The organism is Cyanobium sp. Candia 9D4 (assembly GCF_024346155.1).
GTDB classification, from domain to species: domain Bacteria; phylum Cyanobacteriota; class Cyanobacteriia; order PCC-6307; family Cyanobiaceae; genus Cyanobium; species Cyanobium minutissimum.
Window position 1 is genome coordinate 122045 of the sequence record NZ_JAGQCK010000002.1, and the last position, 25121, is coordinate 147165.

Annotated in this window: 31 protein-coding genes and 1 tRNA gene; 15 read left to right on the plus strand and 17 right to left on the minus strand. The window is 71.3% G+C overall.

Going from position 1 to position 25121, the window contains the following annotated elements; all coding sequences use genetic code 11:
• Positions 1–22 precede the first annotated feature (22 nt).
• From KBZ08_RS05155 to KBZ08_RS05165, 3 genes are all read right to left on the minus strand, one after another.
• Positions 23–961 carry a glycosyltransferase gene (locus KBZ08_RS05155; RefSeq protein WP_254971884.1) on the minus strand — a complete coding sequence of 313 codons (939 nt, stop codon included), beginning with the start codon at positions 959–961 and terminating at the stop codon, positions 23–25.
• Between the two features lie 99 nt (positions 962–1060).
• Positions 1061–2479 carry a glycosyltransferase family 2 protein gene (locus tag KBZ08_RS05160; protein WP_254971885.1) on the minus strand — a complete coding sequence of 473 codons (1419 nt, stop codon included), beginning with the start codon at positions 2477–2479 and terminating at the stop codon, positions 1061–1063.
• A gap of 25 nt (positions 2480–2504) precedes the next feature.
• Positions 2505–4094, minus strand: a complete 1590-nt coding sequence (locus tag KBZ08_RS05165) for a SpoIID/LytB domain-containing protein (protein WP_254971887.1) — start codon at positions 4092–4094, stop codon at positions 2505–2507.
• Between the two features lie 71 nt (positions 4095–4165).
• On the opposite strand from KBZ08_RS05165, the gene rpmI reads away from it, so the two are divergent.
• The 3 genes from rpmI (at position 4166) to KBZ08_RS05180 (ending at position 5389) form a co-directional block, all read left to right on the plus strand.
• Positions 4166–4366, plus strand: coding sequence for a 50S ribosomal protein L35 (gene rpmI, locus KBZ08_RS05170; RefSeq protein WP_015109851.1), 201 nt, complete (start codon positions 4166–4168; stop codon positions 4364–4366).
• A 74-nt stretch (positions 4367–4440) separates the two neighbouring features.
• The gene (gene rplT, locus KBZ08_RS05175) at positions 4441–4788 is read left to right on the plus strand and encodes a 50S ribosomal protein L20 (protein WP_015109852.1); all 348 of its coding nucleotides are present in this window, start codon (positions 4441–4443) and stop codon (positions 4786–4788) included.
• Positions 4789–4825: 37 nt separating this feature from the next.
• The gene (locus KBZ08_RS05180; protein ID WP_106222125.1) at positions 4826–5389 is read left to right on the plus strand and encodes a tetratricopeptide repeat protein; all 564 of its coding nucleotides are present in this window, start codon (positions 4826–4828) and stop codon (positions 5387–5389) included.
• Between the two features lie 64 nt (positions 5390–5453).
• Here KBZ08_RS05180 and KBZ08_RS05185 read toward each other — a convergent pair whose 3' ends face one another.
• Complete coding sequence (locus KBZ08_RS05185) at positions 5454–6041, minus strand: hypothetical protein (RefSeq protein WP_254971890.1); 588 nt, start codon at positions 6039–6041, stop codon at positions 5454–5456.
• Positions 6042–6107: 66 nt separating this feature from the next.
• Between KBZ08_RS05185 and KBZ08_RS05190 the strand changes: the two genes are divergently transcribed.
• From KBZ08_RS05190 to KBZ08_RS05205, 4 genes are all read left to right on the plus strand, one after another.
• On the plus strand, positions 6108–6929 hold the full coding sequence (locus KBZ08_RS05190; RefSeq protein ID WP_396103676.1) for a thiazole synthase: 822 nt from the start codon (positions 6108–6110) through the stop codon (positions 6927–6929).
• 57 nt (positions 6930–6986) lie between these two features.
• Positions 6987–7151: a photosystem II assembly protein Psb34 gene (gene psb34, locus KBZ08_RS05195; RefSeq protein ID WP_106222129.1), complete on the plus strand. Its 165-nt coding sequence runs from the start codon at positions 6987–6989 to the stop codon at positions 7149–7151.
• Between the two features lie 65 nt (positions 7152–7216).
• Entirely contained in the window at positions 7217–8413 is a 1197-nt protein-coding gene (locus tag KBZ08_RS05200; protein ID WP_106222131.1) for an NAD-dependent epimerase/dehydratase family protein, read from the plus strand.
• Positions 8414–8423: 10 nt separating this feature from the next.
• Positions 8424–9560: a glycosyltransferase family 1 protein gene (locus KBZ08_RS05205; RefSeq protein ID WP_106222133.1), complete on the plus strand. Its 1137-nt coding sequence runs from the start codon at positions 8424–8426 to the stop codon at positions 9558–9560.
• A gap of 6 nt (positions 9561–9566) precedes the next feature.
• On the opposite strand, the gene mrdA is transcribed toward KBZ08_RS05205, so the two are convergent.
• The 5 genes from mrdA to cbiD all read right to left on the minus strand — a co-directional run bounded on the left by mrdA (position 9567) and on the right by cbiD (position 15310).
• Positions 9567–11348: a penicillin-binding protein 2 gene (gene mrdA / locus KBZ08_RS05210; RefSeq protein ID WP_254971894.1), complete on the minus strand. Its 1782-nt coding sequence runs from the start codon at positions 11346–11348 to the stop codon at positions 9567–9569.
• Positions 11348–11758: a hypothetical protein gene (locus KBZ08_RS05215; protein WP_106222137.1), complete on the minus strand. Its 411-nt coding sequence runs from the start codon at positions 11756–11758 to the stop codon at positions 11348–11350. The genes mrdA and KBZ08_RS05215 overlap by 1 nt, the downstream gene beginning before the upstream one ends.
• A 52-nt stretch (positions 11759–11810) precedes the next feature.
• Positions 11811–12392 (minus strand): hypothetical protein, encoded by a 582-nt coding sequence (locus KBZ08_RS05220; RefSeq protein ID WP_254972346.1) that lies wholly within the window; start codon positions 12390–12392, stop codon positions 11811–11813.
• 125 nt (positions 12393–12517) lie between these two features.
• Positions 12518–14137: a glutamine-hydrolyzing GMP synthase gene (gene guaA, locus KBZ08_RS05225; protein WP_254971896.1), complete on the minus strand. Its 1620-nt coding sequence runs from the start codon at positions 14135–14137 to the stop codon at positions 12518–12520.
• Between the two features lie 48 nt (positions 14138–14185).
• Positions 14186–15310: a cobalt-precorrin-5B (C(1))-methyltransferase CbiD gene (cbiD, locus tag KBZ08_RS05230; RefSeq protein ID WP_254972347.1), complete on the minus strand. Its 1125-nt coding sequence runs from the start codon at positions 15308–15310 to the stop codon at positions 14186–14188.
• An 89-nt stretch (positions 15311–15399) separates the two neighbouring features.
• Here cbiD and KBZ08_RS05235 point away from each other — a divergent pair, with 89 nt between their 5' ends.
• Together KBZ08_RS05235 and KBZ08_RS05240 are read left to right on the plus strand one after the other, a co-directional pair.
• Positions 15400–16551, plus strand: a complete 1152-nt coding sequence (locus KBZ08_RS05235; RefSeq protein WP_254971897.1) for an alanine--glyoxylate aminotransferase family protein — start codon at positions 15400–15402, stop codon at positions 16549–16551.
• A gap of 134 nt (positions 16552–16685) precedes the next feature.
• A tRNA-Gly gene (locus KBZ08_RS05240) sits at positions 16686–16757 on the plus strand.
• A gap of 182 nt (positions 16758–16939) precedes the next feature.
• On the opposite strand, the gene KBZ08_RS05245 is transcribed toward KBZ08_RS05240, so the two are convergent.
• The 3 genes from KBZ08_RS05245 to KBZ08_RS05255 form a co-directional block, all read right to left on the minus strand.
• The gene (locus KBZ08_RS05245; protein ID WP_106222146.1) at positions 16940–17137 is read right to left on the minus strand and encodes a hypothetical protein; all 198 of its coding nucleotides are present in this window, start codon (positions 17135–17137) and stop codon (positions 16940–16942) included.
• 264 nt (positions 17138–17401) lie between these two features.
• Positions 17402–17653 carry a hypothetical protein gene (locus KBZ08_RS05250; protein ID WP_106222148.1) on the minus strand — a complete coding sequence of 84 codons (252 nt, stop codon included), beginning with the start codon at positions 17651–17653 and terminating at the stop codon, positions 17402–17404.
• 47 nt (positions 17654–17700) lie between these two features.
• Positions 17701–18003 carry a hypothetical protein gene (locus tag KBZ08_RS05255; protein WP_106222150.1) on the minus strand — a complete coding sequence of 101 codons (303 nt, stop codon included), beginning with the start codon at positions 18001–18003 and terminating at the stop codon, positions 17701–17703.
• A 28-nt stretch (positions 18004–18031) separates the two neighbouring features.
• Here KBZ08_RS05255 and KBZ08_RS05260 point away from each other — a divergent pair, with 28 nt between their 5' ends.
• The 3 genes from KBZ08_RS05260 to KBZ08_RS05270 all read left to right on the plus strand — a co-directional run bounded on the left by KBZ08_RS05260 (position 18032) and on the right by KBZ08_RS05270 (position 19538).
• Complete coding sequence (locus KBZ08_RS05260; RefSeq protein WP_106222152.1) at positions 18032–18637, plus strand: AbrB family transcriptional regulator; 606 nt, start codon at positions 18032–18034, stop codon at positions 18635–18637.
• Positions 18638–18700: 63 nt separating this feature from the next.
• Entirely contained in the window at positions 18701–19153 is a 453-nt protein-coding gene (locus tag KBZ08_RS05265) for a DUF6554 family protein (protein WP_254971902.1), read from the plus strand.
• On the plus strand, positions 19137–19538 hold the full coding sequence (locus tag KBZ08_RS05270; protein ID WP_106222156.1) for a hypothetical protein: 402 nt from the start codon (positions 19137–19139) through the stop codon (positions 19536–19538). Before KBZ08_RS05265 ends, KBZ08_RS05270 begins: the two co-directional genes overlap by 17 nt.
• Positions 19539–19552: 14 nt before the next feature.
• Here KBZ08_RS05270 and KBZ08_RS05275 read toward each other — a convergent pair whose 3' ends face one another.
• A complete protein-coding gene (locus KBZ08_RS05275; protein WP_106222302.1) occupies positions 19553–21139 on the minus strand; it encodes a DEAD/DEAH box helicase in 1587 nt (528 codons plus the stop codon).
• Positions 21140–21235: 96 nt separating this feature from the next.
• On the opposite strand from KBZ08_RS05275, the gene KBZ08_RS05280 reads away from it, so the two are divergent.
• Positions 21236–21673, plus strand: a complete 438-nt coding sequence (locus KBZ08_RS05280; RefSeq protein WP_094587030.1) for an HNH endonuclease — start codon at positions 21236–21238, stop codon at positions 21671–21673.
• On the opposite strand, the gene KBZ08_RS05285 is transcribed toward KBZ08_RS05280, so the two are convergent.
• Positions 21619–21882 (minus strand): hypothetical protein, encoded by a 264-nt coding sequence (locus KBZ08_RS05285; RefSeq protein WP_254971904.1) that lies wholly within the window; start codon positions 21880–21882, stop codon positions 21619–21621. The two genes, KBZ08_RS05280 and KBZ08_RS05285, sit on opposite strands and share 55 nt — an antisense overlap.
• 35 nt (positions 21883–21917) lie before the next feature.
• On the opposite strand from KBZ08_RS05285, the gene KBZ08_RS05290 reads away from it, so the two are divergent.
• Positions 21918–22853 carry an SDR family NAD(P)-dependent oxidoreductase gene (locus KBZ08_RS05290; protein ID WP_254971907.1) on the plus strand — a complete coding sequence of 312 codons (936 nt, stop codon included), beginning with the start codon at positions 21918–21920 and terminating at the stop codon, positions 22851–22853.
• Here the strand turns inward: KBZ08_RS05290 and KBZ08_RS05295 are convergent.
• Positions 22811–22993 carry a hypothetical protein gene (locus tag KBZ08_RS05295; RefSeq protein WP_106222162.1) on the minus strand — a complete coding sequence of 61 codons (183 nt, stop codon included), beginning with the start codon at positions 22991–22993 and terminating at the stop codon, positions 22811–22813. The genes KBZ08_RS05290 and KBZ08_RS05295 overlap by 43 nt on opposite strands.
• Before the next feature lie 27 nt (positions 22994–23020).
• Here KBZ08_RS05295 and pdxA point away from each other — a divergent pair, with 27 nt between their 5' ends.
• On the plus strand, positions 23021–24049 hold the full coding sequence (gene pdxA / locus KBZ08_RS05300; protein WP_254971909.1) for a 4-hydroxythreonine-4-phosphate dehydrogenase PdxA: 1029 nt from the start codon (positions 23021–23023) through the stop codon (positions 24047–24049).
• Here the strand turns inward: pdxA and accB are convergent.
• Positions 24036–24530, minus strand: coding sequence for an acetyl-CoA carboxylase biotin carboxyl carrier protein (gene accB, locus KBZ08_RS05305; RefSeq protein ID WP_254971911.1), 495 nt, complete (start codon positions 24528–24530; stop codon positions 24036–24038). The genes pdxA and accB overlap by 14 nt on opposite strands.
• Positions 24531–24535: 5 nt before the next feature.
• On the minus strand, positions 24536–25096 hold the full coding sequence (gene efp, locus KBZ08_RS05310) for an elongation factor P (protein WP_015109877.1): 561 nt from the start codon (positions 25094–25096) through the stop codon (positions 24536–24538).
• Between the last annotated feature and the right edge of the window lie 25 nt (positions 25097–25121).

The following is a 25121-nucleotide window of genomic DNA, read 5'->3' on the forward strand; positions in this document are numbered from 1 at the left end:
ACCGGCCCGGAACCTGAGGGCCTCAGGGCGACATCCGGCCACCCCGCAGCCGCCGTGGGACGTGGCCGGCCCAGCGCGCCACCTTGCCGGCGAGCAGCAGCAGGCGCACGACCGGGTTGATGGTGATCGGCGGGTTGCCGTAGACGTGCCCGGCCGGATCCCAGAGATACTCGACGATCATCAGTCGAATCGTCTCGCAGAGAGACAGAAACACCCTGGCCGCCAGCACGGGCTGCTCCAGTCGGGCCAGCAGGGCCAGCTTGAACTCCAGCAGGGCGAACAGCCGCCGCAGCTTGTGCCTGGCGAAGGCGGTGGTCTTGGAATCGGAATGGACCCGATAGCCGGTGAGGGGCTGGTCCAGATACAGAAAGCGCCCCCGCTGGGCCAGCAGAGCCCAGCACAGCCAGTCGCCGAAGCCCAGCACCAGATTCGTCGCCCAGGAGATCGATCGCAGGGCCTCCGCCCTGACGAGAACCGAGGAATTGCAGATCCTGTTTCTGATCAGATACTCGGAGAGATGGGAGAAGCGATAGGGCCCGTCCGGGTTGTTGTTGAAGTGGGACTGGAAGTAGCTGGACCGGCTGGTGTCACCCACCACCTCCACCGCCGTATGGCAGAGCACGACATCGGGGTGCTGGCCAAGGGCCTGCAGCTGACGCTCCAGCTTCCCAGGCCGAAACAGGTCGTCGGCATCGAGCACCGCGATGAACTGGCCCGACGCCCTGCCCAGCGCCAGGGCCCGGGCGATCGTTTCGCCCCGGTTCTCACGACCCGGGTGACACAGAACCAGCAGCTCCGGAAACGTGGTGGCCTGAAGCTGCTCCAGCAGCTCCCACGAACCGTCCGTCGAGCCGTCATCGACGACGATCACCTCCAGGGGCCGGTGCGCCTGCGCATAGACGGAGGCAATGGTGTCCTGGATGTAGCGAATCGCGTTGTAACTGGGGATGATCACGGACACCAGCGGTGCCGATGACGGCGGGGTCGGACTCTCCTTCCGCTCGCCGGGCCCCCGACCGCGGCTCATGGCGACCCGCCCGGCCAGCGGGCTGCCGCGCCCTCAGACATGGCTGGCTTCCGAGGCGAGCTCGGGATCGGAATCCACCGCCCCCTCGCCGGGGTCGGCCGGGGCCAGCGGATCGCCATGGTCCTGTCCCAGGTGCAGGGTCTTGACCCAGACCAGCTTCTTGGGCAGCAGGGCCATCTTCAGGGTCACCCAGGGGATCACCAGGAACCAGTGGACCAGGTAGAGGATGCCGAGCCCGGCACTGAGGGGGTTCATCGCCGGCAGGGGGGGACCCTCCGACGGCCGGCGGCAGCCCGTGGCGATCGCCATGCCCGAGAGGGCCAGGGCCACGATCGAGAACGGCCACATGGTGGGGGCCGTGCGGGTGAGCAGGGTGCCGATCAGGTCGGCGCTGGCCACCACCGGCAGCACGTACTGCAGCAGGAAGAAGCAGGTGAGATCGAGTTTCTGGCTGAACCCGAGCCGGTCGGACAGCAGGCCGGGGCCGTAGTCGAAGAAGCGCTGCAGACCGCCCTCGGCCCAGCGCTGGCGCTGGCGCCAGAGGGCCGGCAGGGTCAGCACGGCCTCCTCCTGCACCGGCGGATCCCAGAGCACGCCGATCGGCAGACCCTCGAGCAGCAGACGGAAGCTCAGGTCGAGATCGTCCGTCACCGTGTCCTCGTTGAAGCCGCCGACCGTCAGCAGCGCCTCCCGTGACAGCAGCTGGCCGTTGCCCCGCAGTTCGGCCACGCCGCCATTGGCCAGACGCCCCTCCTGGATCATGGCGTCGAAGGCCATCTCCATCGCCTGGGCGGTGGTGAGCAGGTTGGTCTGGGCATTGGCCACCGCCTTGCGCAGCTGCACCGCCGCCCAGCCCCCGGCCTCCGCCCAGGGCACGAGGCGCTCCAGCAGATCCGGCTGCAGATCGGCGTCGGCGTCGAGCACGAGCATCCAGCGGCCGCCCAGCTGCTGCAGCACCAGGTTCAGGGCCCCCGACTTGCCGCCGCCCGCATCCCGGGGCCGGCGCAGCACCCGCAGGAAAGGATGGCGTCCCTGGAGATCGGCCAGCAGCTCGGGCGTGCGATCGTCGCTGCCGTCATCCACCACCCACAGGGTCAGCTGCCCCTGGGGCCAGCGCAGGGCGGCGATGCGCTCCACGAGCCGGGCGATCACCGCCTGCTCATCACGGGCGGCCACCACCACATCGACGGCCGGGCCGTCCGCCGTCAGGGCCGCCGCCGCGGGAGCCACGCTGGGACTGCGGCGGAAGGCCTGCAGCAGAACGGTCCTGAGGCTGTAACCCCCGAGCAGGGTCGCCAGGGTGAGGGCCGGCACCAGGCTGCGGCCCGGCGGCAACCAGTGGGGGGCGATCCCCACCAGGCCGCAGCAGGCGAGGAACAGGGCCGCCTTGGCACGGCGTTGATCGCTGCCACTGCCGCTGTCACTGCCGCTGTCACTGCCGCCGGCAGCCATGGTGAACCTCACGCAGGCGGTGACTCTAGGGGGAATCGCCGCCGGCACCCAGGGGCTGCAGCGAGGTGCCGGGGTAGTAGTGCGCCAGGATCCGCCGGGCACTCCAGCCGCGACCGGCCAGATCGATCGCCCCCGCCTGGGAGAGCCCGGCCCCGTGGCCGAAGCCCCCGCCGGACAGCTGCCAGACCCCCTCGCCCGCCGGCCGCAGGGTGAACAGGGTGCTGGGCAGGGTGCGCAGGGTGCGCCGGATCGCATCCAGCCGCAGCACCGTGCGGCCCCCGGTTCCCTGCACTTCCAGGGCCAGCACCCGGCCGCTGGGGCCCCGCGCCAGCACCTTCAGGGCTGTGGGACGGCCCACCGCCCGCCCCGGCCCGAGGGCGGCGGCGATCTGGGCAGCCGTGAGCCGCCGCTGCCAGCGGAAGACGGGATGGTCGGCCCCCCAGGCCGCCTGGCCGTCCCGCAGCAGGGTCGGCAGGGCGGCGGCCGCCAGGGGCACCGGGAAGCGGGCCTGGAAGGGGGCAGGCCCATCGGGGAAGGGATTCAGGTACGGGACCGGCGGCCCGCTCCAGGCCTCCTGGTAGCCGGCGCTGATGCCGCCGTTGCTGGCGTGGTAGACGGCGTGGATGGGTCCATCGGCACCCATCAGCACGGCCAGCCGGGTGGCGGCGATGGCCTGGCGCACGGCGGCGCCGGCATCGCGCGGGTCGCTGTACACCTGGCACTGGGTGTCGGCGCAGAGGTGGTAGCCGTCCGCCGCGAAGCGGTGCTGGTTGCGCACCGCCCAGGTGCGGGCCAGCACGGCCTGGGCTTCCAGGGCCGCCGCCGGCACCCCGGCCCCGATCTCGTGGGGCACCACACCCTCCAGGTAGCGCTCCAGGGGGACCTGCTCCACCAGGCTCCAGCCGCCGTGGGCGTCACTCAGCAGCTGGAAGGGGCCGGCGTACACCCCCTGGTTCCAAAGCAGGCCGCCGGGGGCCTCGACCCGGATCGGCCCGGCCAGGGGCACCACCCCCTGGGCCCGGCGCAGCTCCAGGCCGACGCGCTCGCTGACCGTCCGTTCGTACGCCTGCAGGCGCAGCCCCTCGGGCAGCGCAGCGGGGTCGGGGGCCCCGACCGGGGCCCACACCTCCCACTCGCGGGGCCGGGCGATCACGGCCGCCACCCCCACCGAACGCCACAACCCGGCCGCCTGCTCGGCGCTCTCGAAGCTGGCGAACGGACCCAGCACCCGGCGCCGCAGCGCCACGGGCCCTGGCAGCGACTCCCGGCGCCAGTGCAGCACCAGGGAGGGCGCCTGGAAGCGCTGGCCATTGGCGTCGATCAGGGTGAGCAGGCCCTCGTTGCTGCGCAGGCGCAGGGGCGCCGCGGCGGGGGCGTCTCCTGCCGCCGGACCCAGGCGGGCCGCCAGGGCCACCGCCAGCACCGGACGGGCCGCCGTGACCGGTTCCGGCCGGGCCACCGGCCAGTGCATCAGGCTGGTCTCCCCAGGGGACCGGGCGTCCGGAGGGGGTGGCGGCGTCAGGGCGGGCGGCCCCTGCTCGGCCCGGCAGCCGACCGGGAACAGGAGCGCCGCCGCCAGCAGCAGCCGGGGCAGGACGCGGGGACGCAGCGACATCGACGGGCAGGGGGGTTGGAGGAGGGTTCACCCGCGTCGTAGTGTGCTTGTTTGTGCCTGCGCCTACCGAGATGCCGAAGCTCAAGACCCGCAAAGCGGCCGCGAAGCGGTTCAAGGCCACCGGCACCGGCAAGTTCATGCGCCGGCGTGCCTTCCTCAACCACCTGCTCGATCACAAGAGCCCCAAGCGCAAGCGCTACCTGGGGACGATGGCGGTGGTTGACGATCGTGACCACGACAACGTGGCCCGGATGCTGCCCTACGCCGGCTGAGTCCGGTCGGACTGCCTTCGGAGCGTCCGCCTTCCTGTTTCTCCACCCCGTTTCCTACCCCAAGCTCACCTCCCATGGCCCGCGTCAAGAGGGGCAACGTCGCCCGCAAACGCCGCAACAAGATCCTTCGCCTCGCCCGCGGCTTCCAGGGGAGCAACGGCAGCCTGTTCCGCACCGCCAACCAGCGGGTCATGAAGGCCCTCTGCAATGCCTACCGCGACCGTCGCCGCCGCAAGCGTGACTTCCGCCGCCTCTGGATCGCCCGGATCAACGCCGCTGCCCGCATGAACGGACTCAGCTACAGCAAGCTGATCGGTGGGCTCAAGCGGGCCGACGTGCGCCTGAACCGCAAGATGCTGGCCCAGCTGGCCGTGGCCGATCCCGCCAGCTTCACCGCCGTGGCCACCGCGGCAGGCCACTGACGCCGTCCCCCCAGCCCCGACCGTCCGGCCGGCACCGATGACCGATCTGCTGCCCCAGGCCTACCTGCTCGGCCTGATCGCCCTCCTGGGCGTGGCCGCCATCGTGGTCGGCCGCCAGATCCTGCGGGTGCGGCGGGATGAGCTTGCGCTGGCCCGCCTCGGAGGCAACGACAAGGCCGCTGGCGGCCCCAGGGATGCCTCCACCCTCTATGAGCTTGCCTCGGTGCAGCTGCGCAAGCGCCTCTACACCGAGGCCCAGGGCAACCTCAAGCAGGCCCTGAAGCTGGCCGACGCCGAGAAGGTCCCTGCCGAGGCGCGGGCCCTGATGGAGAACGCCCTCGGCTTCACCCTGGCGGCCCAGAACAACTACAGCGCCGCCGTGCGTCACTACCGGGCGGCCCTGCGGGCCAAGGCCGACTACCCGGTGGCCCTCAACAATCTGGCCTTCGCCCTCGAGAAGCAGTCGAAGGCCGACGAGGCCCGCAGCCTCTACGAGAAGGTGCTGGAGCTGGAGGCCACCAACAAGACGGCCCGCAAGCGGCTCGCGATCCTGGAACGGCGCAGTGGCCGGGAGGAGGGCGAGAAGGGCAAGGCCTCCTGACGCCCACCGGCCGGACTGGCTGCCGCCGCCATGGCCGGCCCGGTGGCCGGCGCCACGGCTTGGATCACCAGAGGCCGCGCACCGGGGCGGGATCGGCAGTGGCTGGGGCCTGGGCCGTGCGCTCCGGCACCAGCTGCAGCCGGCCGCCTGGGGTGGTCAGACGGGGCGCGCGCCAGCCGCTCAGCGACAGGCCCTGCACGCTCTGAAAGGCGCCACCGGGCTCCAGGGCGCCGCCGAGGGGGTCCCCCAGCAGCAGCAGGTCGAGCTGATCCGACTTGGCGTTGAGGTTGCCCTGCACCGGGGATTCGACCCCGCCGACGGCCATCGCCCCCCGCAGATCCACCATCTGGCCCATCGGGGTGGCCCCGTCGATCCGCAGCTGGACGGGCACGGCGGGCCCGCCGCTGAAGGACTGGTAGCGGCCGCTCCAGCGGCGGGGCATCTGCTCGGCGATCAGCCGGGCCCGGGCGATCGGATCGAAGGTCTCGACTTCGCCGTTGGTGCCGCCGTCCTGGTTGATGGCCTGGATCTCGGGGGCCGTGAAGGGCACGAATCCATCCGCCGGCAGGGGGCTGGCGGCAAGCACCGGGCTGGCGGCGAAGACCGGGCTGGCGGCGAGCAGCAGGGGCACGGCGGCCAGGGGCACCGGCATGGCGTGGGTCTCAGTGGCAGAAGGCAGACTAATCGGGATGCGCCCGTCCGCCGCAGGCCCCCGACCGTGACCGCCATCGCCCCCCTGACCTCCCGTGACGATCTGGTGATCGCCGGCCGCCACTTCCGCAGCCGCCTGATGACCGGCACCGGCAAGTACCCGAGCCTGGAGACGATGCAGGCCAGCCTGGAGGCCAGTGGCTGCGAGATCGTCACCGTGGCGGTGCGGCGGGTGCAGAGCGGCGCCCCGGGCCACGGCGGCCTGATGGAGGCGATCGACTGGAACCGCATCTGGATGCTGCCCAACACAGCCGGCTGCGCCACCGCCGAGGAGGCCGTGCGGGTGGCGCGGCTGGGCCGGGAGCTGGCGCGGCTGGCGGGCCAGGAGGACAACAATTTCGTCAAGCTGGAGGTGATCCCCGACTCCCGCCACCTGCTCCCGGATCCCTTCGGCACCCTCGAGGCGGCCGAGCAGCTGGTGAAAGAAGGCTTCGCCGTGCTGCCCTACATCAACGCCGATCCACTGCTGGCCAAGCGGCTGGAGGAGGCCGGCTGCGCCACGGTGATGCCGCTGGGGTCGCCGATCGGTTCGGGCCAGGGCATCCGCAACGCCGCCAACATCGCCCTGATCATCGAGAACGCCGGCGTGCCGGTGGTGGTGGATGCGGGGCTGGGGGTGCCCAGTGAGGCCGCCCAGGCCATGGAGATGGGCGCCGACGCCCTGCTGATCAACAGCGCCATCGCCCTGGCGGGGGACCCGCCGGCGATGGCACGGGCGATGGCCCTGGCCACCGAAGCCGGTCGCACCGCCCTGCTGGCGGGCCGGCTGCCGCAGCGGGCCGAGGCCCGGGCCAGTTCTCCCCTGGAGGGGCGTGTGACGAACCATTGACGATCGGGCCGATCGCCGGCCCGCTCCATAGGGTTTGCCGCAAACCGATCCCCAGCCATGCAGGTCACCGAAGAAGACGGCGGCAAGCTCAACGCCTTCGCCAAGGAGCCCCGCATGGTGCTCCAGGAGGCGGGGGAGACCAGCGGCGCCAACCGGATGCTGCTGATCGGCGGCCTGGTGCTGGTGGCCGTGATGGTGGCGGTGGCGGCCGGCATCAGCTGAGGGCTGGGCCTCTGAGGCCTGTAGTAGCTTGCCCGTCTGAGCAACTGCTCGTTCAGGAGTCTGGGGTGAAGGTTCTCGTTCTCGGCGGCGACGGCTTCTGTGGTTGGCCCTGTGCCGTGAACCTGGCGGAAGCCGGACACGACGTCGTCATTGTCGACAACCTGAGTCGTCGCAAGATCGACATCGACCTGGGCGTCGAGTCGCTGACGCCCATCGCCACGATCCAGGACCGCCTGCGGGCCTGGGAACAGGTGGGCGGCCGGGCCATGACCTTCGTGCACCTCGACATCGCCCGGGAGTACGACCGGCTGCTGGAACTGCTGCGCAGCGAGCGCCCGGCGGCGATCGTCCACTTCGCCGAGCAGCGGGCCGCCCCCTACTCGATGAAGAGCAGCGCCACCAAGCGCTACACCGTCGACAACAACGTCAACGGCACCCACAACCTGCTGGCGGCCATCGTCGACAGCGGCCTCGACGTCCACATCGTGCACCTGGGCACCATGGGCGTCTATGGCTACGGGTCCCACCGGGGCGCCACGATCCCGGAGGGCTACCTGACGGTGGAAGTGCCCCAGCCGGACGGCACCTGCTTCACCGAGAAGATCCTGCACCCCACGGATCCCGGCAGCGTCTACCACATGACCAAGACGCTGGATCAGCTGCTGTTCTTCTACTACAACAAGAACGACGCGATCCGGGTCACCGACCTGCACCAAGGGATCGTCTGGGGCACCAACACCGAGCTCACCCAGCGGGATCCCCGGCTCACCAATCGCTTCGACTACGACGGCGACTACGGCACCGTCCTCAACCGCTTCCTGATGCAGGCGGCGATCGGCTACCCCCTCACCGTCCACGGCACCGGCGGCCAGACCCGGGCCTTCATCCACATCCGCGATTCGGTGCGCTGTGTCCAGCTGGCGCTGGAGCACCCCCCCGAGCCGGGCGAGAAGGTGAAGATCTTCAACCAGATGACCGAGAGCCACCAGGTGGGCGAACTGGCCCGCAAGGTGGCGGCCCTCACCGGCGCCGAGATCAACTACCTCCCCAACCCCCGCAAGGAGGCGATCGAGAACGATCTGATCGTCGACAACCGCTGCTTCATCGAGCTGGGCCTCAAGCCCACCACGCTCGATGACGGCCTGCTGGCCGAGGTGGTGGACGTGGCCCGACGCTGGGCCGACCGTTGCGACCGCTCCAAGATCCCCTGCCTCTCCGCCTGGACCCAGCGTCAGGCCGAAGCGATCAAGGCCTTCGCCTGATCTCCCCCCCGTGAAGATCGCCTTTTTCACCGAAACCTTCCTGCCGAAGGTCGACGGCATCGTCACGCGGCTCACCAAGACGGTGCAGCAGCTGGTGCTGGCCGGCGACGAGGTGCTGATCTTCTGCCCCGAGGGCGCTCCCGATGGCTACATGGGGGCCCGGGTGGTGGGGGTGCCGGCCATGCCGCTGCCGCTCTATCCCGAACTGAAGCTGGCCCTGCCGCGGCCGGCGGTCTCGGAGGCCCTGGACCGCTTCGGCCCCGATCTGGTGCACGTCGTCAATCCGGCCGTGCTGGGGCTGGGCGGCATCTGGCTGGCCCGCAGCCGCGGCCTGCCCCTGGTGGCCAGCTACCACACCCATCTGCCCAAGTACCTGGAGCACTACGGCATGGGGATGCTGGAGCCCCTGCTGTGGGAACTGCTCAAGGCCGCCCACAACCAGGCCCAGCTCAACCTCTGCACCTCCACCGCCATGGTCGATGAGCTGGCGGCCCGGGGCATCCAGCACACGGCCCTCTGGCAGCGGGGCGTCGACACCGACCTGTTCCGCCCCGAACTGGCCTCCGGCGCCATGCGTGAGCGGCTCCACGGCGGCCACGACGACACCGGCCATCTGCTCCTGTACATCGGCCGGCTCTCGGCGGAGAAGCAGATCGAACGGATCCGGCCGGTGCTCGAAGCCATGCCCCAGGCCAGGCTTGCCCTGGTGGGGGACGGTCCCCACCGTCAGCAGCTGGAGCGCCATTTCGACGGCACCGCCACCACCTTCGTGGGCTATCTGGCCGGCCAGGAGCTGGCTTCGGCCTACGCCAGCGGCGACGCCTTCCTGTTCCCCTCCAGCACCGAAACCCTCGGTCTGGTGCTGCTGGAGGCGATGGCCGCCGGCTGCCCGGTGGTGGGGGCCAACCGGGGCGGCATCCCCGACATCGTCAGCGACGGCGTCAACGGCTGCCTCTACGACCCCGACCAGCCCGCCAGCCTGACCACGGCCGTGCAGCGTCTGCTGGGGGATCCGGCGGCCCGCCGCCAGCTGCGTCTGGCCGCCCGTGAGGAGGCCGAACGCTGGGGCTGGGCCGGGGCCACCGCCCAGCTGCAGGGCTACTACCGCCAGGTGCTCCAGCAGGGCCGTTTGCCCCAGGCCGCCTGAGGGTCCTCAGCCCGGCCGGGCCACCACCGGCGGCTTGACGCCGCGGAACCAGACGGTCATCAGGGCCTTCACCATCGGAGCGGCCACGGTGCCGCCGTAGCCGCCGGAGTTCTCGCCGAAGGCGACGATCACCAGGGTGGGCTTACCGGTGGCCGGGGCGTAGCCGCCGAACCAGGCATGGTCGGGACGGGGCGGATCCTCGGCGGTGCCGGTCTTGCCGGCCACGGGCGGCAGGCTGGGGTCGTTGAGGATGGTGGCCGTGCCGCTGGTGACCGCCTGGCGCAGACCGGCATGCAGCACCCGCAGGGTGGCCGGTTTCAGGCCGATCCACGTCCGGGGGTAGTCGCGTTCCACCAGGTGGGGGGTGACCAGCCAACCGCCGTTGGCCACGGCGGCATAGAGGCGGGCCATCTGGATCGGCGTCACGGTCACCGCCCCCTGGCCGATCGAGGAGGTGATCGTGTCGACCGGCGTCCAGGGTTCGCCCAGCACCTCCTTCTTCCAGGCCGGGTCTCCGAGCAGTCCCGGGGATTCCTCGGCGGACAGCTCGCTGCCGGTGCGGCGGCCGAAACCCATGCGCCGGGCGGCCTTGAACATCTCATCGGGGCCCACCATCAGCCCCACCTTGTAGAAGAAGCTGTTGCTGCTCACCCCGAGGGCGAAGGGGAAGCCGATGCTGCCGAAGGAGCCGTGGTCGGCGTAGCACTGGCCGTAGTAGCAGAAGGAGCCCACCGTCGGCACGGTGGACGTTTCGTTGAGCTTGCCGGACTCGATGCCGGCGATCGTGGTGATGACCTTGAAGGTGCTGGCCGGCGGGAAGCCCTGGAAGGCCCGGTTCAGCATCGGCGCCTCCGGCCGGTTGAGGGCGTTCCACTGGGCGGTGGTGGGGCCGTCGGAGAAGATGTTGGGATCGAAGTTGGGCCGGCTGGCCATCGCCCGCACGGCGCCGGTCTGGGGGTCCATGGCCACGATCGCCCCCTTGCGCACCCCATCGAGGGCCTTCTCCGCCGCCCGTTGCAGGTCAAGGTCGAGGGTGAGGCGCAGATCCTTGCCGGCCTTGGCGGGCTTGTCCCCCAGCACCCGCTGCACCTGGCCTTCGGCGTTGACCTCCAGCTGCTGGCCGCCCCATTCGCCGCGCAGGTGGGTTTCGTAGACCTTCTCCAGCCCGCTGCGGCCGATGCGATCGCTGATGCGGTACCCGTGGTCCTTGAGGGCGGCGTACTCCTCCTCGGTGATGCTGCTCGTGTAACCCATCACATGGGCCCCCAGGCTGCCGTCGGGATAGGCCCGCAGCACGTCCTCGGACACCTCCGCCCCCTGCAGCGACCCGGCCTGCTCCCGGAAGCGCAGCACCTGCACCGGCGTGAGCGAGAGGGCCAGGGGAATCCGGAACCCCTGGGCGTTGGCGCCGCGCTTCCGCGCGGCCTCAAGCCGGTCGGCGGGGATCGCCAGCAGGCCGGCCAGCCGGTCGCGCAGCCCGGGCCAGCCACGGTCGTCCACCTGGAGGGGCTGGAGGTAGAGGTTGTAGGTGAGCCGGTTGGTGGCCAGCACCCGCCCCTTGCGATCCAGCAGGCGGCCCCGCACCGGATTGCGCGGCAGCAGGCGGATCCGGTTCTCGTCCGCCATCGCCCGGTTCTCGGCCCCATGCAGCAGCTGGAGCCAGGCGAGGCGCCCGAGGATCGCCGCCAGCACCAGCAGCATGAACGTGAGCAGCAGGGCGGCCTGGTGGCCGGTTCCTGTGTGGCGGGTGGAGCCGGCCCCGACCCCGCCGCCGGCAGCGCGCACCATCAGCCGAGTCGGCTCTGGAGTAGGGCCAGGCGCGTCTCGATGCGCTCCAGGGCCGCCAGCAGCTCGGCCGGATCCGCCGGGTTGGGTGGCGGGGGGGCGTCCCAGGCGGCTGGGGCGGCCCCGGGGAACGGGCCAGCGGAGCCCTCTTCGGGGCCGACGTCGCGGACCTCCACCTTCATCACGGGGTTGCCCAGGCCGGGCTGGAAACGATCCAGGTTCTCCCTCACCTGGCTGGCCGCGGGCTCCCCCTCCTGGCGCAGCTGACCGAGGGGATCGGCACTGGTGCCGTCGAAGGCGGCGAGCACCTCGGCCGGGCCCCCCTTGCGGACCCGCTCCACCACCGCCAGTCCCACCGGCAGCACGTCCTGCATCAGGGCCAGGCGCAGGGAATCAAGGGGATCGGCAGCCATGACGTCGGAACCCGGACCGGGCTTTCCAGTCTGACGTGTGGGACGGCCCCGCTCAGGGTGCGGGTCGCTGCACCCCGGGATCGACGATCACCTGGCCGCAGAAGCGGGTGCTGCCCAGCCACCAGCCGCCACCGACGGCCAGCACCAGCAGCACGCTGAAGGGCAGCAGCGCCTGGCGGGTGCCCTCGAGGGACAGCCATTCCATCCAGCCCCGCAGCCAGCGGTCGCGGTCGAAGCGGCGCCGCTCCCTGAGGCTCTCCTTGCCGCGGCGGTCGAGGGCCCGGGCCACCCAGCGCTCGAAGGCCTTCTTCTTGGTGACGGCCATCTTGCGCTCCACCTCGAGCAGGTGGCCGGCGCTGAGGTCGGGGTTGAAGGTGCTGATCAGCTCCAGGCTCTTGAGAAACATCTCCACCGCCCCTTCCTTGATCGCCAGGTCGGCCGGATCGAGGGCGTCCCAGTCGACCTCGGGGTAGAAGCGCAACCGGTTGCTGCGGATCTGCTCCTCCGGCAGCTGGCCGGGTTCCCGCAGCCAGCGGTCGGTGTTGGCATCGAAACGACGCCAGTAGAGGAAAGGGTTGAGAAAGATGGTCTTGCCGGCCAGCACGATGCTGTCCTGCTGCAGGCGGCGGTGCATCTGGGGGTCCTGCTCAGCCCCGGCAGGGCTGCCAGCGACGGCGGGGGAGACGGGAGGCACGGAGCGAACGGCCGGGTGCCGAGATTATCGAAGCCGGCCCCTGCGGGCCAGCCCGGCACTCCCGCCTACTCCCACTCGATCGTGCCGGGGGGCTTGCTGGTGATGTCGAGCACCACCCGGTTCACCCCCCGCACTTCGTTGACGATGCGGTTGGAGATCAGCTCCAGCAGGTCGTAGGGCAGCCGCGACCAGTCGGCGGTCATACCGTCCTCGGAGGAGACGCAGCGCAGCACGATCGGGTAGGCGTAGGTGCGCTTGTCGCCCATCACCCCGACGCTGCGCACGGGCAGCAGCACGGCGAAGGCCTGCCAGATCTCGTTGTAGAGGCCGGCATCGCGCACCTCCTCCCGCACGATCAGGTCAGCGTCCCGCAGGATGTCGAGCTTGTCGTCGGTGACCTCCCCCAGGATGCGGATCGCCAGGCCGGGGCCTGGGAAGGGATGGCGGCCGACGATCTCCTGGGGCAGCCCGAGGCTGCGGCCCACCTTGCGCACCTCGTCCTTGAACAGACGCCGCAGCGGCTCCACCAGCTTGAACTGCAGGTCCTTCGGCAGCCCGCCCACGTTGTGGTGGCTCTTGATCTTCACCGCCACCCGCTCGCCCGTCTTGGGGTCCACGTTGGTGCCGGCGCTCTCGATCACATCCGGGTAGAGGGTGCCCTGGGCGAGGTAGTCGAAGGGGCCAAGGCGGCGGCTCTCCTCCTCGAACACGCGGATGAACTCGGTGCCGATGATCTTGCGCTTCTCCTCCGGATCGGTGATGCCGGCAAGCTTGGAGATGAAGCGCTCACGGGCATTGATGTACTCCACATTGATGTGGAACTGGCGATCGAAGAAATCCATCAGGAACTCCGGCTCGCCTTTGCGCATGAAGCCCTGGTCGATGAACATGCAGGTGAGGCGATCGCCGATCGCCTGGTGCAGCAGGAAGGCCAGGGTGGAGGAATCCACCCCGCCCGAGAGGGCCAGCAGCACCCGTTTCTCGCCCACCTGGGCACGCACCTCGCCGATGGCCTCATCGATGAAGGCGGCCGTGGTCCAGTCGGGGATGCAGCCGCAGATGTGGTAAACGAAATTGCGGATCATCACCATGCCGCAGGTGGAATGCACCACCTCGGGATGGAACTGCACCCCGTACAGGCGGCGGGCATGGTCGGCCACCGCGGCCTCGGGGGTGTTGTCGGTGTGGGCGAGGCGCACGAAGCCCTCCGGCAGCGACTCCACCGAATCGCCGTGGCTCATCCACATCGTCGAGCCCTCCTCGACGTTGGTGAGCAGGTCGACCGGGTCGTCGACGTGCAGCGGCGCCTTGCCGTACTCGGCCCGGCCGGCGGCCACCACCGATCCCCCCAGCTGCTGCACCATCAGCTGCATGCCGTAGCAGACCCCCAGCACCGGGATGCCCAGGTCCCAGAGGCCGGGGTCGCAGGTGGGGGCCCCCTCCTCGTAGACGGAGCTGGGGCCGCCGCTGAGGATGATTCCCTTCGGCTGGAGGGCCTTCAGTTCCGCGGCGCTGGTGGTGTAGCCCATCACCAGGGAGAAGACCTCCGTTTCCCGCACCCGACGGGCGATCAGCTCGGAGTACTGGGAGCCGAAATCCAGGATGACGATGGCCGGGTGACGGCGGGAACCGCTGGCGTGGTCCCGTTCCGAACCCGGTGGTGCGGTCTGCGTCGTTTGGGACATCGGCTCGAAGGAGGCCTGGGCCTGGGCCCGGTGATCGGTGCCAGCACCCTAGGTCGCGCCCCTGAAGCGTTCCATCAGCGCCTCCCCCACCGGCCCGCAGACCCGCAGCCGGCGCTGACGGTCGAACAGGGCCGCCCCCACGGCGGCCGGCGGGGCGCCATGGCTGGCCAGGTAGGCCCGGCAGCGGCTCTCGATGGCGGCGGCGATCCGGGCCCGCAGGCGTCCGGCCAGGTCGGGATCGGCCTGCTCCAGCCCGGCCAGGGCGGCCTCCACCGTGGCGGCCCCGTGCAGGGCCGCGAGGGTGGCGCCACCGGCCCCTTCCAGGGCGGCCAGGGCGGTGAGCACCTCGGCACGGCCGTCGGCCAGGTGGTGGTGGGTGTGGAAGATGCCGCCGGCCAGCTTGATCAGCTTGCCCTGGTAGCCGAACAGCAACAGCCGCTCCACCCCCGCCTCGGCGGCCGCCACCAACACGGGGCCGAGCCAGTTGCCCGCCTTGATCAGCAGCTCCGGCGGCAGGCCCAGCCGGGGGGCCAGATCGAGGCCGTTCTCGCCGATCACCAGCACCAGATCGCCGCCGGCCCCCGGCGCCGTCATGCGCTCGGCGAGGGCCGCCAGGGTGCGGGCCAGCTGGTCCGGGTCGGCGCCGGCCTGCACCTCGGCCTGGGTGCCGATCAGGGCCAGCCCGTCCACCACCCCGAAGGCGGCATTGCTGGTGCGCTCCGCCAGGCGGCGGCCGTCGGGGAGCACCAGAGTCAGCCCCAGGCGGCGACCGCCGGGCACCAGGGGCCGCAGGTTGGCCTCCAGTAGGCGCCGGGCATAGGCCGACAGGCAGGCCTCCCCGGTCGCCGCGTGGACCCCCACCCCCTCGCCGGGCTCCAGCTGCAGCCAGGGCCCGTCACCGGGGAGCCAGCGGGCCAGCACCCACACCACCAGGCCGCGGGTGAGGTCCAGCCCCTCGCCCGGATCACAGCAGCTTTCCCCCAGGGCCAGACCGTCCCCCAGCGGCGCGGCGGCTCGCACCGGGATCGGAACCACCCCCGGCGGCTGCAGGAGTTCCAGGGACACGGCGGCGTTGAAGGGCTCCCCTTGCAGAGCCCCGAGGGCGGCGCGGGCCGCGGCCGCCAGCCACACCGGCAGGGTGAAGCCCCGCGGGGCCGCGGAGGGGGGGCGCAGGGAATCGATGGCCGGCGGGAACGCTGTTTTTTATGGTGGTCGATCGCCTTGCCTTCGCCGGGCCCGCGCTCCTTCGTTCCCCACCGCTCATGCAGGACAAGCTCACTCTGATGATCCCCGGCCCCACCCCGGTGCCGGAGACCGTCCTGCAGGCCATGGCCCGCCATCCGATCGGCCACCGCAGCGGCGATTTCCAGAAGATCGTGCGCCGCACCACCGAGCAGCTGCAGTGGCTGCACCAGACGAAGGGCCACGTGCTGGTGATCACCGGCAGCGGCACCGCGGCGATGGAGGCGGCGATCGTCAACACCCTCAGCCACGGCGACAAGGTGCTCTGCGGCGACAACGGCAAGTTCGGCGAACGCTGGGTGAAGGTGGCGAAGGCCTACGGGCTGACCGTGGAGGTGATCAAGGCGGAGTGGGGCCAGCCCCTTGATCCGGAGGCCTTCCGCGCCGCCCTCGAGGCCGACACCGCCAAGGAGATCCGGGGGGTGATCCTCACCCACTCGGAAACCTCCACCGGGGTGATCAACGACCTGCAGGCCATCGCCGGCCATGTGAAGGCCCACGGCACGGCCCTCACCATCGCCGACTGCGTCACCAGCCTGGGGGCCTGCGACGTGCCCATGGACGCCTGGGGCGTGGACGTGGTGGGCTCCGGCTCCCAGAAGGGCTACATGATGCCGCCGGGCCTGAGCTTCGTGGCCATGAGCGAGCGGGCCTGGACGGCCTACGAGCGCTCCGATCTGCCGAAGTTCTATCTGGATCTGGGCAAGTACCGCAAGGCGGCCGACGACGACAGCAACCCCTTCACCCCGGCGATCAACCTCTACTTCGCCCTCGAGGCCGCCCTGGGGATGATGCAGAAGGAGGGCCTGGAGGCGATCTTCGCCCGCCACGAGCGCCATCGCCGGGCCACCCAGGCGGCGATGAAGGCCATCGGCCTGCCCCTGTATGCGGCCGAGGGTCACGGCAGCCCGGCGATCACGGCGGTGGCGCCGGAGGGCATCGATGCCGAGGCCCTGCGCAAGCAGGTGAAGGAACGGTTCGACATCCTGCTGGCCGGCGGCCAGGACCACCTCAAGGGCAAGGTGTTCCGCATCGGCCACCTGGGCTTCGTCTGTGACCGCGACGTGCTCACCGCCGTGGCGGCCATCGAGGCCACCCTGAAGGACCTTGGGCTGGCCAAGGCTCCGATCGGCGCCGGGGTGGCGGCGGCGGCGGCGGCGCTGGCCGGCTGAGCCGCTGGCCAACGGGGCGGGGGGGCTTGGCGGCGGGGTTCGTGCCCGCCCATCCCTGACCAGCCTTCTCCGGGGCTCCGGACCCCGGGGTGGTGACCGGAGCCTTGCTAAGGTCAAGCTGGGAGTGAAATAACGCGGGTGTAATTCAGTGGTAGAATGTCAGCTTCCCAAGCTGAACGTCGCCGGTTCGAGTCCGGTCACCCGCTTGATCAGCCAGTTCAGGATTTAACGCTCAAGCCTGACATCTGGCCCACTCTTTTCACTCCGGGCTTACCGGGCCTCAGCTTTGCTTGTGCGGCTTTGGCCTCTTTTGCTGGAGCCCAGGGATGGAGACCAACGGCAGAGGTGAACCCTGCCCTCCTTGGCCATCCCATCCCGGGGTCGGGAATCAGGCCCGGGGCTTGATCAGCTGCAGCACCTGCAGTCCAAGACCGCCGGCCCGGCGCTCGCAGTCGAGGGCCTGCAGAATCGCCCGGGCGGACCCTTCAATATCCCCTTCGCTGGCGGCCACACGGGCCTGCTCATTCAGTGCCGCCGCCTGCAGCAGCAGACGCTGACGCGCGGCCGGATCGGACAGGGGTGACACGCCGGACCTTGGCCGTGCGGGCGTTTCCAGCGTCAAGGTGACTGGGGTCGGTGGGCTGGCAACGATCATGACCGGCGAGGATTTCGCAGCTTCGAAAACAGGTAAAAAGGGCCTGTCGGCATCCAACGGCCCCTTTGCTGTTTACATCTTACGGGAAACAGTAACAGTCTGTCCCGCGGGGGCAGAAGAGCGGGGGAAAAGAGACGATCTCTCCGCACCCAGCGACGGATCGTTGATGGCGCTCGGCGCCGGCGGTCGGCCGGCTCAGGTGCCCGGCTCCTCCCGATTGCCGCCCAGGGCGGCGATCTGGGAGCGCAGCTGGTCGGAGCGCTGCAGGTCGCCCCGGGTGAGGGCGACGGCGAGGGCGAATTCCAGCTTCTCGAGCTGGTGATCGCCCTCTTCCTGGGAATGGGTGCGGAGCTGGCAGTGGGGCGCCGGGGTGGAGGCCCGTGGGGCGGCTCCCTGGCCGTGCAGAGCGGCTGAGGATGACTGGTAAGGGGAAGTGGGGAAGGCCATGACCCGCTTTCTTTTCATTTTGACACCCTTGACCAGGGGGCCGCGATTCAGGCCGCGGTGGGGTAAGCGACGTCCTCCTGGCTGTCGAACGCGGTGGGCGCCTCGGAGGCGGTGGGCGCTTCGGAAGGGGCACCGATCTCCAGCAGGTGGCGGCAGTCCTGCAGCAGCCGCTCAACGTTGTCGAGGCTGGCCAGCTCCTGGGGGTCCGGCCTGGCCTGGTTGGAGGCCTGCAGTTCCACCGCCGCCAGGCGCTGCTCCAGGGTCACCAGACGCTGGGAGAGGGCATGGATGGTTTCGGCGAGATCTTCGGCATTGCGGCTGATGCGGAACGACACCGAGGCGGGGGCCATGGCGGGGAAAGCGACTGGGCTGTGCCGCATGACAACACACCCGGAGCACCCCCTCAAGCACCTGTGGCACGGATCTCCCAGAGTGGGCCCTGTGGATCGGGCCCAACGTCGGATGAACCATGCCTGGCATCTGCTGATGTACGCGCTGGCGGGGCTTGCCGGCGGTCTGCTGGCCCTGCGCACCGGCATCCCGGCGGCCCCCCTTGCCGGCGCCCTGCTGGGGGCCGCCCTGGTCAGCGTCACGGGGCGGCTGGAGGTGGCCCAGTGGCCGGTCGGCACCCGCACCCTGCTGGAGATCGGCATCGGCACCGTGATCGGCACGGGCCTCACCGGCACGGCCCTGCTGGAACTGCGCCAGCTGTGGCGACCGGCCCTTCTGATCACGGTCACCCTGGTGCTCACCGGGCTGGTGGTGGGGCTGGGCTGCAGCCGGCTGATGGGCGTCAATCCGGTGGTGGCCCTGCTGGGGGCGGCCCCGGGGGGCATCAGCGGTATGAGCCTGGTCGGCGCCGAGTTCGGCGTCGGGGCGGCCGTGGCCACCCTCCACGCCGTGCGTCTGATCACGGTGCTGGTGATCCTCCCCCTGGTGGTGCGGCTGGTGCTGCCGGCGACCGCCACCCCACCGGGCGGCTGACCGCCCTGGACAGAGCCGCTGGGGTCGATACGTTGGGCCATCTCGTTCTTCCCTTCCGGTCCGATGGCCACACGCCACTCTCTCCATCACCGACTGGGCCCGATCGTCCTGGCGGCGGCGGCCGTCCTGCTGGGCGGTGCCGGCACCGCCCAGAGCGCCCGCGCCGGCAATGACATCGAGGGTCCCGGGGGCAAGGGGGCCCAGGTGTACTGCTTCATGCGCAACAACGGCAACGTCCACGAGGTGAGCTGGAACGCCGCCTATGCCCTGATCAAGCGCCAGAGCGCCGGCCTGTTCAAGACCTCTCCCGAACACGCGGCGGTGATGATCACCGAGGCCGTGGTCCAGAACCCCGGCACCTTCCCCGACTGCGGCCGCTTCCTGGGAGAACTGTTTACGCCGCGCACCTCCGGCAGCACCGCGGCCAGCCCGGAACCCGGCCCCACCTCCATCTCGGTCGTCGGCGGTGGTAAGGCTGGTGGCAGCGGCATGACCCGGAGTGAGCGTTACAACTGAGCGGGCCCGCCTGCAAGCCGCCGCCCGTCCCCTGGGCCTGCTGCTGATCCTGCTGCTGGGCGGCTGTGCCGAGGAGCCCCTTCCCCAGCGGCCGATCACCCGGGAGGACTGCCTGCGGACCGTGAAGCTGGAGGACCTGCCCGGGGCCCTGAGCCAGTGCGATCGGGTGGTGGCGGCCTTCCCCAAGGATCCCGGGCCCCTCAACGAGCGCTTCCTGCTGCATACCCTGGCCGGCAACACCACCGCGGCCTGCCGGGACATCGCCCGGGCCAAGGTTCTGGCCGCCGGGGTACCGAAGGGCAAGCTGGATCCGATCCTGCGCCAGGACCTGGAGGTGCGCAGCAGCAGCTGTGCTGACGACACCCCCGCCCGCCCGGGGGGCTGAGGGCCGGCTGCGACTCAACCGCTCTCCAGCCACTGGCGCACCAGCGCCGGCAGGGCCCGCTGGCGACGCAGGCTGTCCTGGCCCTGCAGCAGCAAGGAGATCCGCTCGGCCTTGCTGGCGATCAGGTCGTCCACCAGCCGGTCGGCCACACCCAGCTGCAGCCAGTGGCTGGTGAGCGCGGCCCCCATGCCGATCCGGTGGCAGCGGTCCTCCGCCTGCTCGGCGTCGCCCGGGGTCCAGGGCCGCTCCACCAGCACCACATGCCGGGCCCGGTGCAGGGTGAAGCCGAGGCCGCCGGTGCCATAGGTGGCGATCAGCACGGGGTTCCGGCCCGCCTGAAAGGCATCCACCAGCTGCTGCCGCCGCCGCGGCGGCACGGCGCCCACCAGGGGGCCCCCGTCCCCCGGCCGGCCGAGCTGCCGGTGCAGCGCCAGGGCGGTGGCCACAAAGGCCGTGAACACCACCACCGGCTCGCCGGCCGCCACCAGGTCGGCCACCAGCGAGACGGTGGCGTCCAGCTTGTGGTGCGAGGCGATCTGGCGCAGGGCCGTGAACACGGCCAGGGCCTCGGCGTCGCGGCGCACCTCGCCGGCCATGGCCCGGCGGCGGTAGTCGTCGATCCGCCCCTGCAGGGCCCGCTCGAAGGCTTCGGCGCCGGCAGGATCGAGGCTGACGGGCCGCTCGAGCCGCCGCTTCGGGGGCAGGTCCAGGCACTGGCCCTTGCGGCGATGCAGCACCAGGGGCCGCACCAGCCGCTGCAGCTCCTCCAGCTGGCTGGCGCCGCTGGCCTGCCAGATCCGCCGCCCCCCCTGCTCCCGCCAGTGCCCCTGGCAGTAGCGCTCCTCGAAGTGGCGCTGGTCGGCCGCCAGGGGATGGCCGATGGCGGCCAGCAGGGGAAAGAGCTGGACCGGCCGGCCGTTCTTCATCGGCGTGCCGGTGAGCAGCCAGATCGCCCGCAGGCGCGGATGGCGGGCCAGGCGCAGGAAGGCCTGGGTGCGAGCGGCCTGGAGCGACTGGGCGAAATGGGCCTCGTCGGCGATCAGCACCGTGCCGGCGGCCGGCAGTTCGGCCGGCAGCCGGGCCCAGCTGTGCAGCTCCAGGCGCAGTCCCAGGGCCGCCGCCTCCTGGCGCCAGTGGTGATGCAGCCCCGCCGGGGCCACCACCACCAGCCGGCAGTCGGCCAGGCGCACCAGGGCGCGGCCGGCCACCAGGGCACTGAGGGTCTTGCCGAGACCCATGGCATCGGCCAGCACGGCGCCGCGGCGGGCCAGAAGCCAGCGCACCGCCAGCCGCTGGTGGCGGAACAGCCGGCGGCCGTCGGGGAGTTCATCGGCGGCGGCCGCCGCCGCCACCAGGGCCCGGTGGGGGGGCAGCGGCGGCAGGGGCTGGCCCAGCCAGCCGAACCAGCGGGCCAGCTCCGGGGTGAGCGGGAAGCGGCCGGCGCACTGCTGCTGCAGCGCCGCGGCCGCCTCGAGGGGGAACTGCCAGCAGCCGCGGCGGCTGAGCCACTGGCCCCGGGGGCGGATGGCCCGCAACTGCGCCTGGGTGACCGCGTCGAACGGACTGACCACCTCGATCAGACCCGAGGCGCCCAGGCGCATCTGCACCAGGGGGGTGGCCAATGCGGCAAAAAGCAATCATGAACACATTGACACCCGGGACGCTGAGGGCAAACTTCCGCCAACCGAGGCGCGCTGATGCAGGCCAGGGATGGAGTCTTTCTCGAAGACCTCTGCCCCAAGCTGCGAGCGCGTCGATGGCGACAGTCGCTGCACCGGATGACGGGCCGCCGCTGCCTCTACTGCGGTGAGGCGTCGGAATCCATCGACCACGTGCATCCGCTCAGCCGCGGCGGCCAGAGCATCACCGAGAACTGCGTGCCGGCCTGCCTGGGCTGCAACGGCCGCAAGGGGGACAGCGATGCGTTCGTCTGGTACCGGAGCCAGCCCTTCTACGACCCGCGCCGGGCGATGGCCCTGCGGGCCTGGACCGACGGCGATCTGCGCCTGGCCCTGCGCCTGCTCCAGTGGGTGGCTCCCGCCGAACCGGAGACGGCCACGGCCGCCGAAGCGGAGGTGACTCACCAGACGCGGCAGGCCTCCACACCGTTGTGGCGGTGGCAGATGGCCTCCTGATCGAGGGGCTGCTCCGGCGCCAGCACCACGGCCCCCAGCATCAGCGCCACGGCCAGCAGCAGCGGGGCGGCGGCGCGGTGGTGGCGCGCCGGGGCCCGATGGCCGCGGCCGGCGAACGGCTGGTCGAGGGCCCGCTCGAAGGGGCGACAGAGGGGGCGGGAGGGCGCGGGGCCGACAGGGAGACTGGCACCGAACGACGAGGTGGTCACGGGATGGAGAAACGGATAGTGATACAGATGTACTGATGACGGTAGATTCTGTCAACCCGGGGGTCGACGGCGGCCGGATCGACCACCCGGCCCTGCCCGGGGCTGCCGCCGCCATCGACCGGATGCTGGTGCTCGGCGGCGGCTACACCGGCCGCCGCCTCGCCCTGGCGCTGGAGGCGGCCGGCGCGCCGGTGCTGCTCAGCCATCGCCAGCCGGCCCCGCCGGGCGACGACCGGGGCTGGCTGCACTTCGATCCCGACCAGGGCGCCCTGCCCAGCCAGGCGGACCTGGCCGGGGTCAGCCACGTGCTGGTGACGATCCCGCCCGATGCCGGCGGCCGCGATCCGGTGCTGGAGTCCCTCGAGACCCGCCTGCGTCAGCTGTCACCGGTCTGGGTGGGCTATCTCTCCACCACCGGGGTCTACGGCGACACCGGCGGCGCCTGGGTGGACGAGACCAGCCCCACCCGGCCGCTGCTGGAGCGCAGCCAGGCCCGGCTGACCTGCGAGCAGGCCTGGCGCCGCAGCGGCCTGCCGGTGCAGCTGCTGCGGCTGCCCGCCATCTACGGCCCCGGTCGCAACCCGATGGTGAGCCTGCGCAACGGCACGGCCCGGCTCATCCACAAGCCCGGCCAGGTGTTCTCGCGGGTGCACGTCGACGACATCGTCGGCGCGGTGCTGCACACCATCGCCCTGTCCCCCGAGGCCAGGCCCGACACCCTGATCCTGGCGGACACCTTCCCCTGCCCCTCCAGCGAGATCCTGGGCCTGGCCGCCCATCTGCTGGGCTGCCGGCTGCCGGACGTGCAGCGCTTCGACGACGTGGCCGCGGCGATGGGACCCATGGCCCGCAGCTTCTGGAGCGAGAATCGACGGGCCAGCAGCCGGAGGCTCAGGGACGACCTCGGCTACCGACTGCTCTACCCCACTTACCGGGAGGGGTTGGCGTCCTGCAGCGGCGACTTCTTCTGAGCGCCGAAGATCGAAGGATCGATCAGGGAGGACAGGCCCGTGTCCTTGCCCATCTTCTCCCAATCCACCACGACCCAGCTGTTCCGGAAGGCGAGTCCCCCACCCAGCAGCAACAGGCCCAGCACCAGCAAGCGGACCATGAACCGACCCCGACAGCGCCCGTTGGCATGAAAACTACTGCGGATCGCCTCGTCATCGCCCTGGGGGATCCCGCCGGCATCGGCGCCGAGGTGACCCTCAAGGCCCTTGCCCGGCCCCGGCCCGCCGGCCAGGAGGTGGTGCTGGTGGGCTGCGGTCGCTGGCTGCGGGAGTGCCACCGCCAGCTGCTGGCCCGCAGCGACGCGCCCCTGGCTGACCCGGAGGCGTTCGCCCTGGTGGACATCCCCCTGGAGCAGCCGGTGGTCCCGGGGGTGAGCAGCCCCGCCGCCGGTGCCGCCAGCTTCGCCTGGCTGAGCGAGGCCGTGGCGCTGGTGGGCGCCGGCGGCGGTCGGGCCCTGGTGACGGCCCCGATCGCCAAGGCCAGCTGGCAGGCGGCGGGCCATGCCTACCCGGGCCAGACCGAGCGGCTGGCGGAACTGACCGGCGCCAGCGACGCCGGGATGTTGTTCACCGCCGTGGCTCCCGCCGGCGGCTGGCGGCTCAACACGCTCCTGGCCACCACCCACATCCCCCTGGCGGACGTGAGCGCCCGGCTCGGCCCGGAGCTGGTGCACCAGCGGCTGGAGGCCCTGCTGGCCTTCTGCCGCCGCTTCCGCAGCCGCCCGCGGCTGGTGGTGGCGGGCCTGAACCCCCATGCGGGGGAGGTGGGCCACCTGGGGCGCGAGGAGCAGGACTGGCTGATTCCCGCCCTGCAGGAGTGGCAGGGCCGGCATCCGGAGGTGCGCCTGGAGGGGCCGGTGCCGCCGGACACCTGCTGGCTGGAGGCGGCCGCCGCCTGGAGGGGCCAGGGCGAAGGGGCGGACGGCTACCTGGCGCTCTACCACGACCAGGGGCTGATCCCGGTGAAGCTGCTGGCCTTCGACGCCGCCGTCAACACCACCCTGGGCCTGCCGTTCCTGCGCACCTCCCCCGACCACGGCACCGCCTTCGCCATCGCCGGCCGGGGCATCGCCAGGGCCGACAGCATGGCGGCGGCGATCCAGACCGCCTGGGAGCTGGGCCCGCCCCCGGAGGCGTTCGCCCTCAGCCGGCCTTGATCCGCATCAGCACCTGGCCGAATTCCACCGGCGTGCCGTTCTCCACCAGGATTTCCACCACCTCGCCGCTGAACTCGCACTCCAGCTCGTTCATCAGCTTCATCGCCTCAAGAATGCAGACGGGCTGGCCGGCGCTGATGCGGCTGCCCACCTCCACGAAGGGGGCCTCCCCCGGAGCCGAGGAGCGGTAGAAGGTGCCCACCATCGGCGCCGTGACGGCCTGCAGATCACTGCGCACGGAAGCGGCGGGCGGCGGGGGCGCCGAAGGCCCCGGGGCAGGCGCGACCGCGGCCGCAGGGGCGGGAGCCGGCGGTGGGGCCCCGGCGGGAGCCTGCACCATGGTGACCGTCGCCGGCGCGGGGGCCGGCAGGTTGCGGCGCACCTCGAGACGGAAGTCGTCGCCCTCGAGCTTCAGTTCCTGGATGTCGCTGTCCCCGAGCAGGGCCAGCAGCTGGCGCAGTTGGTCGTGATCGAGCTGCATGGCGATCAGGACTCCCGGCCCAGATAGCTGTCGGTGCGGGTGTCGACCTTGATCTTCTCGCCGATCGTGATGAACAGGGGCACCATCACCTGGGCACCGGTCTCGACGATGGCCGGCTTGGTGCCGCCGGTGGCGGTGTCGCCCTTGACGCCGGGGTCGGTCTGGGTGACCTCGAGCACCACTGAATTGGGCAGCTCCACCTCCAGGGGCTTGCCGTTCCAGGAGACGACGCTCACCTCCATGCCTTCCTTGAGGTACTTGCGGCCGTCACCGATCTGCTTGGCGGTCAGGCGGGTCTCCTCGTAGGAGGCCATGTCCATGAAGACGTAGTCATCGCCTTCCATGTAGGTGTGCTGGAGGGTCGACTTCTCCAGCAGGGCCTGGGGCATGGTCTCCCCGGCGCGGAAGGTCTTCTCCACCACGTTGCCGCTCTGGACGCCCTTGAGCTTGGTGCGCACGAAGGCCGAGCCCTTGCCGGGCTTGACGTGAAGGAATTCGACGACGCGCCAGACCTGGCCATCCAGCTCAATCGTTGTGCCGGTGCGAAAGTCGTTGCTGGAGATCATTCCGGCGGATCGGATCGGGGGATTG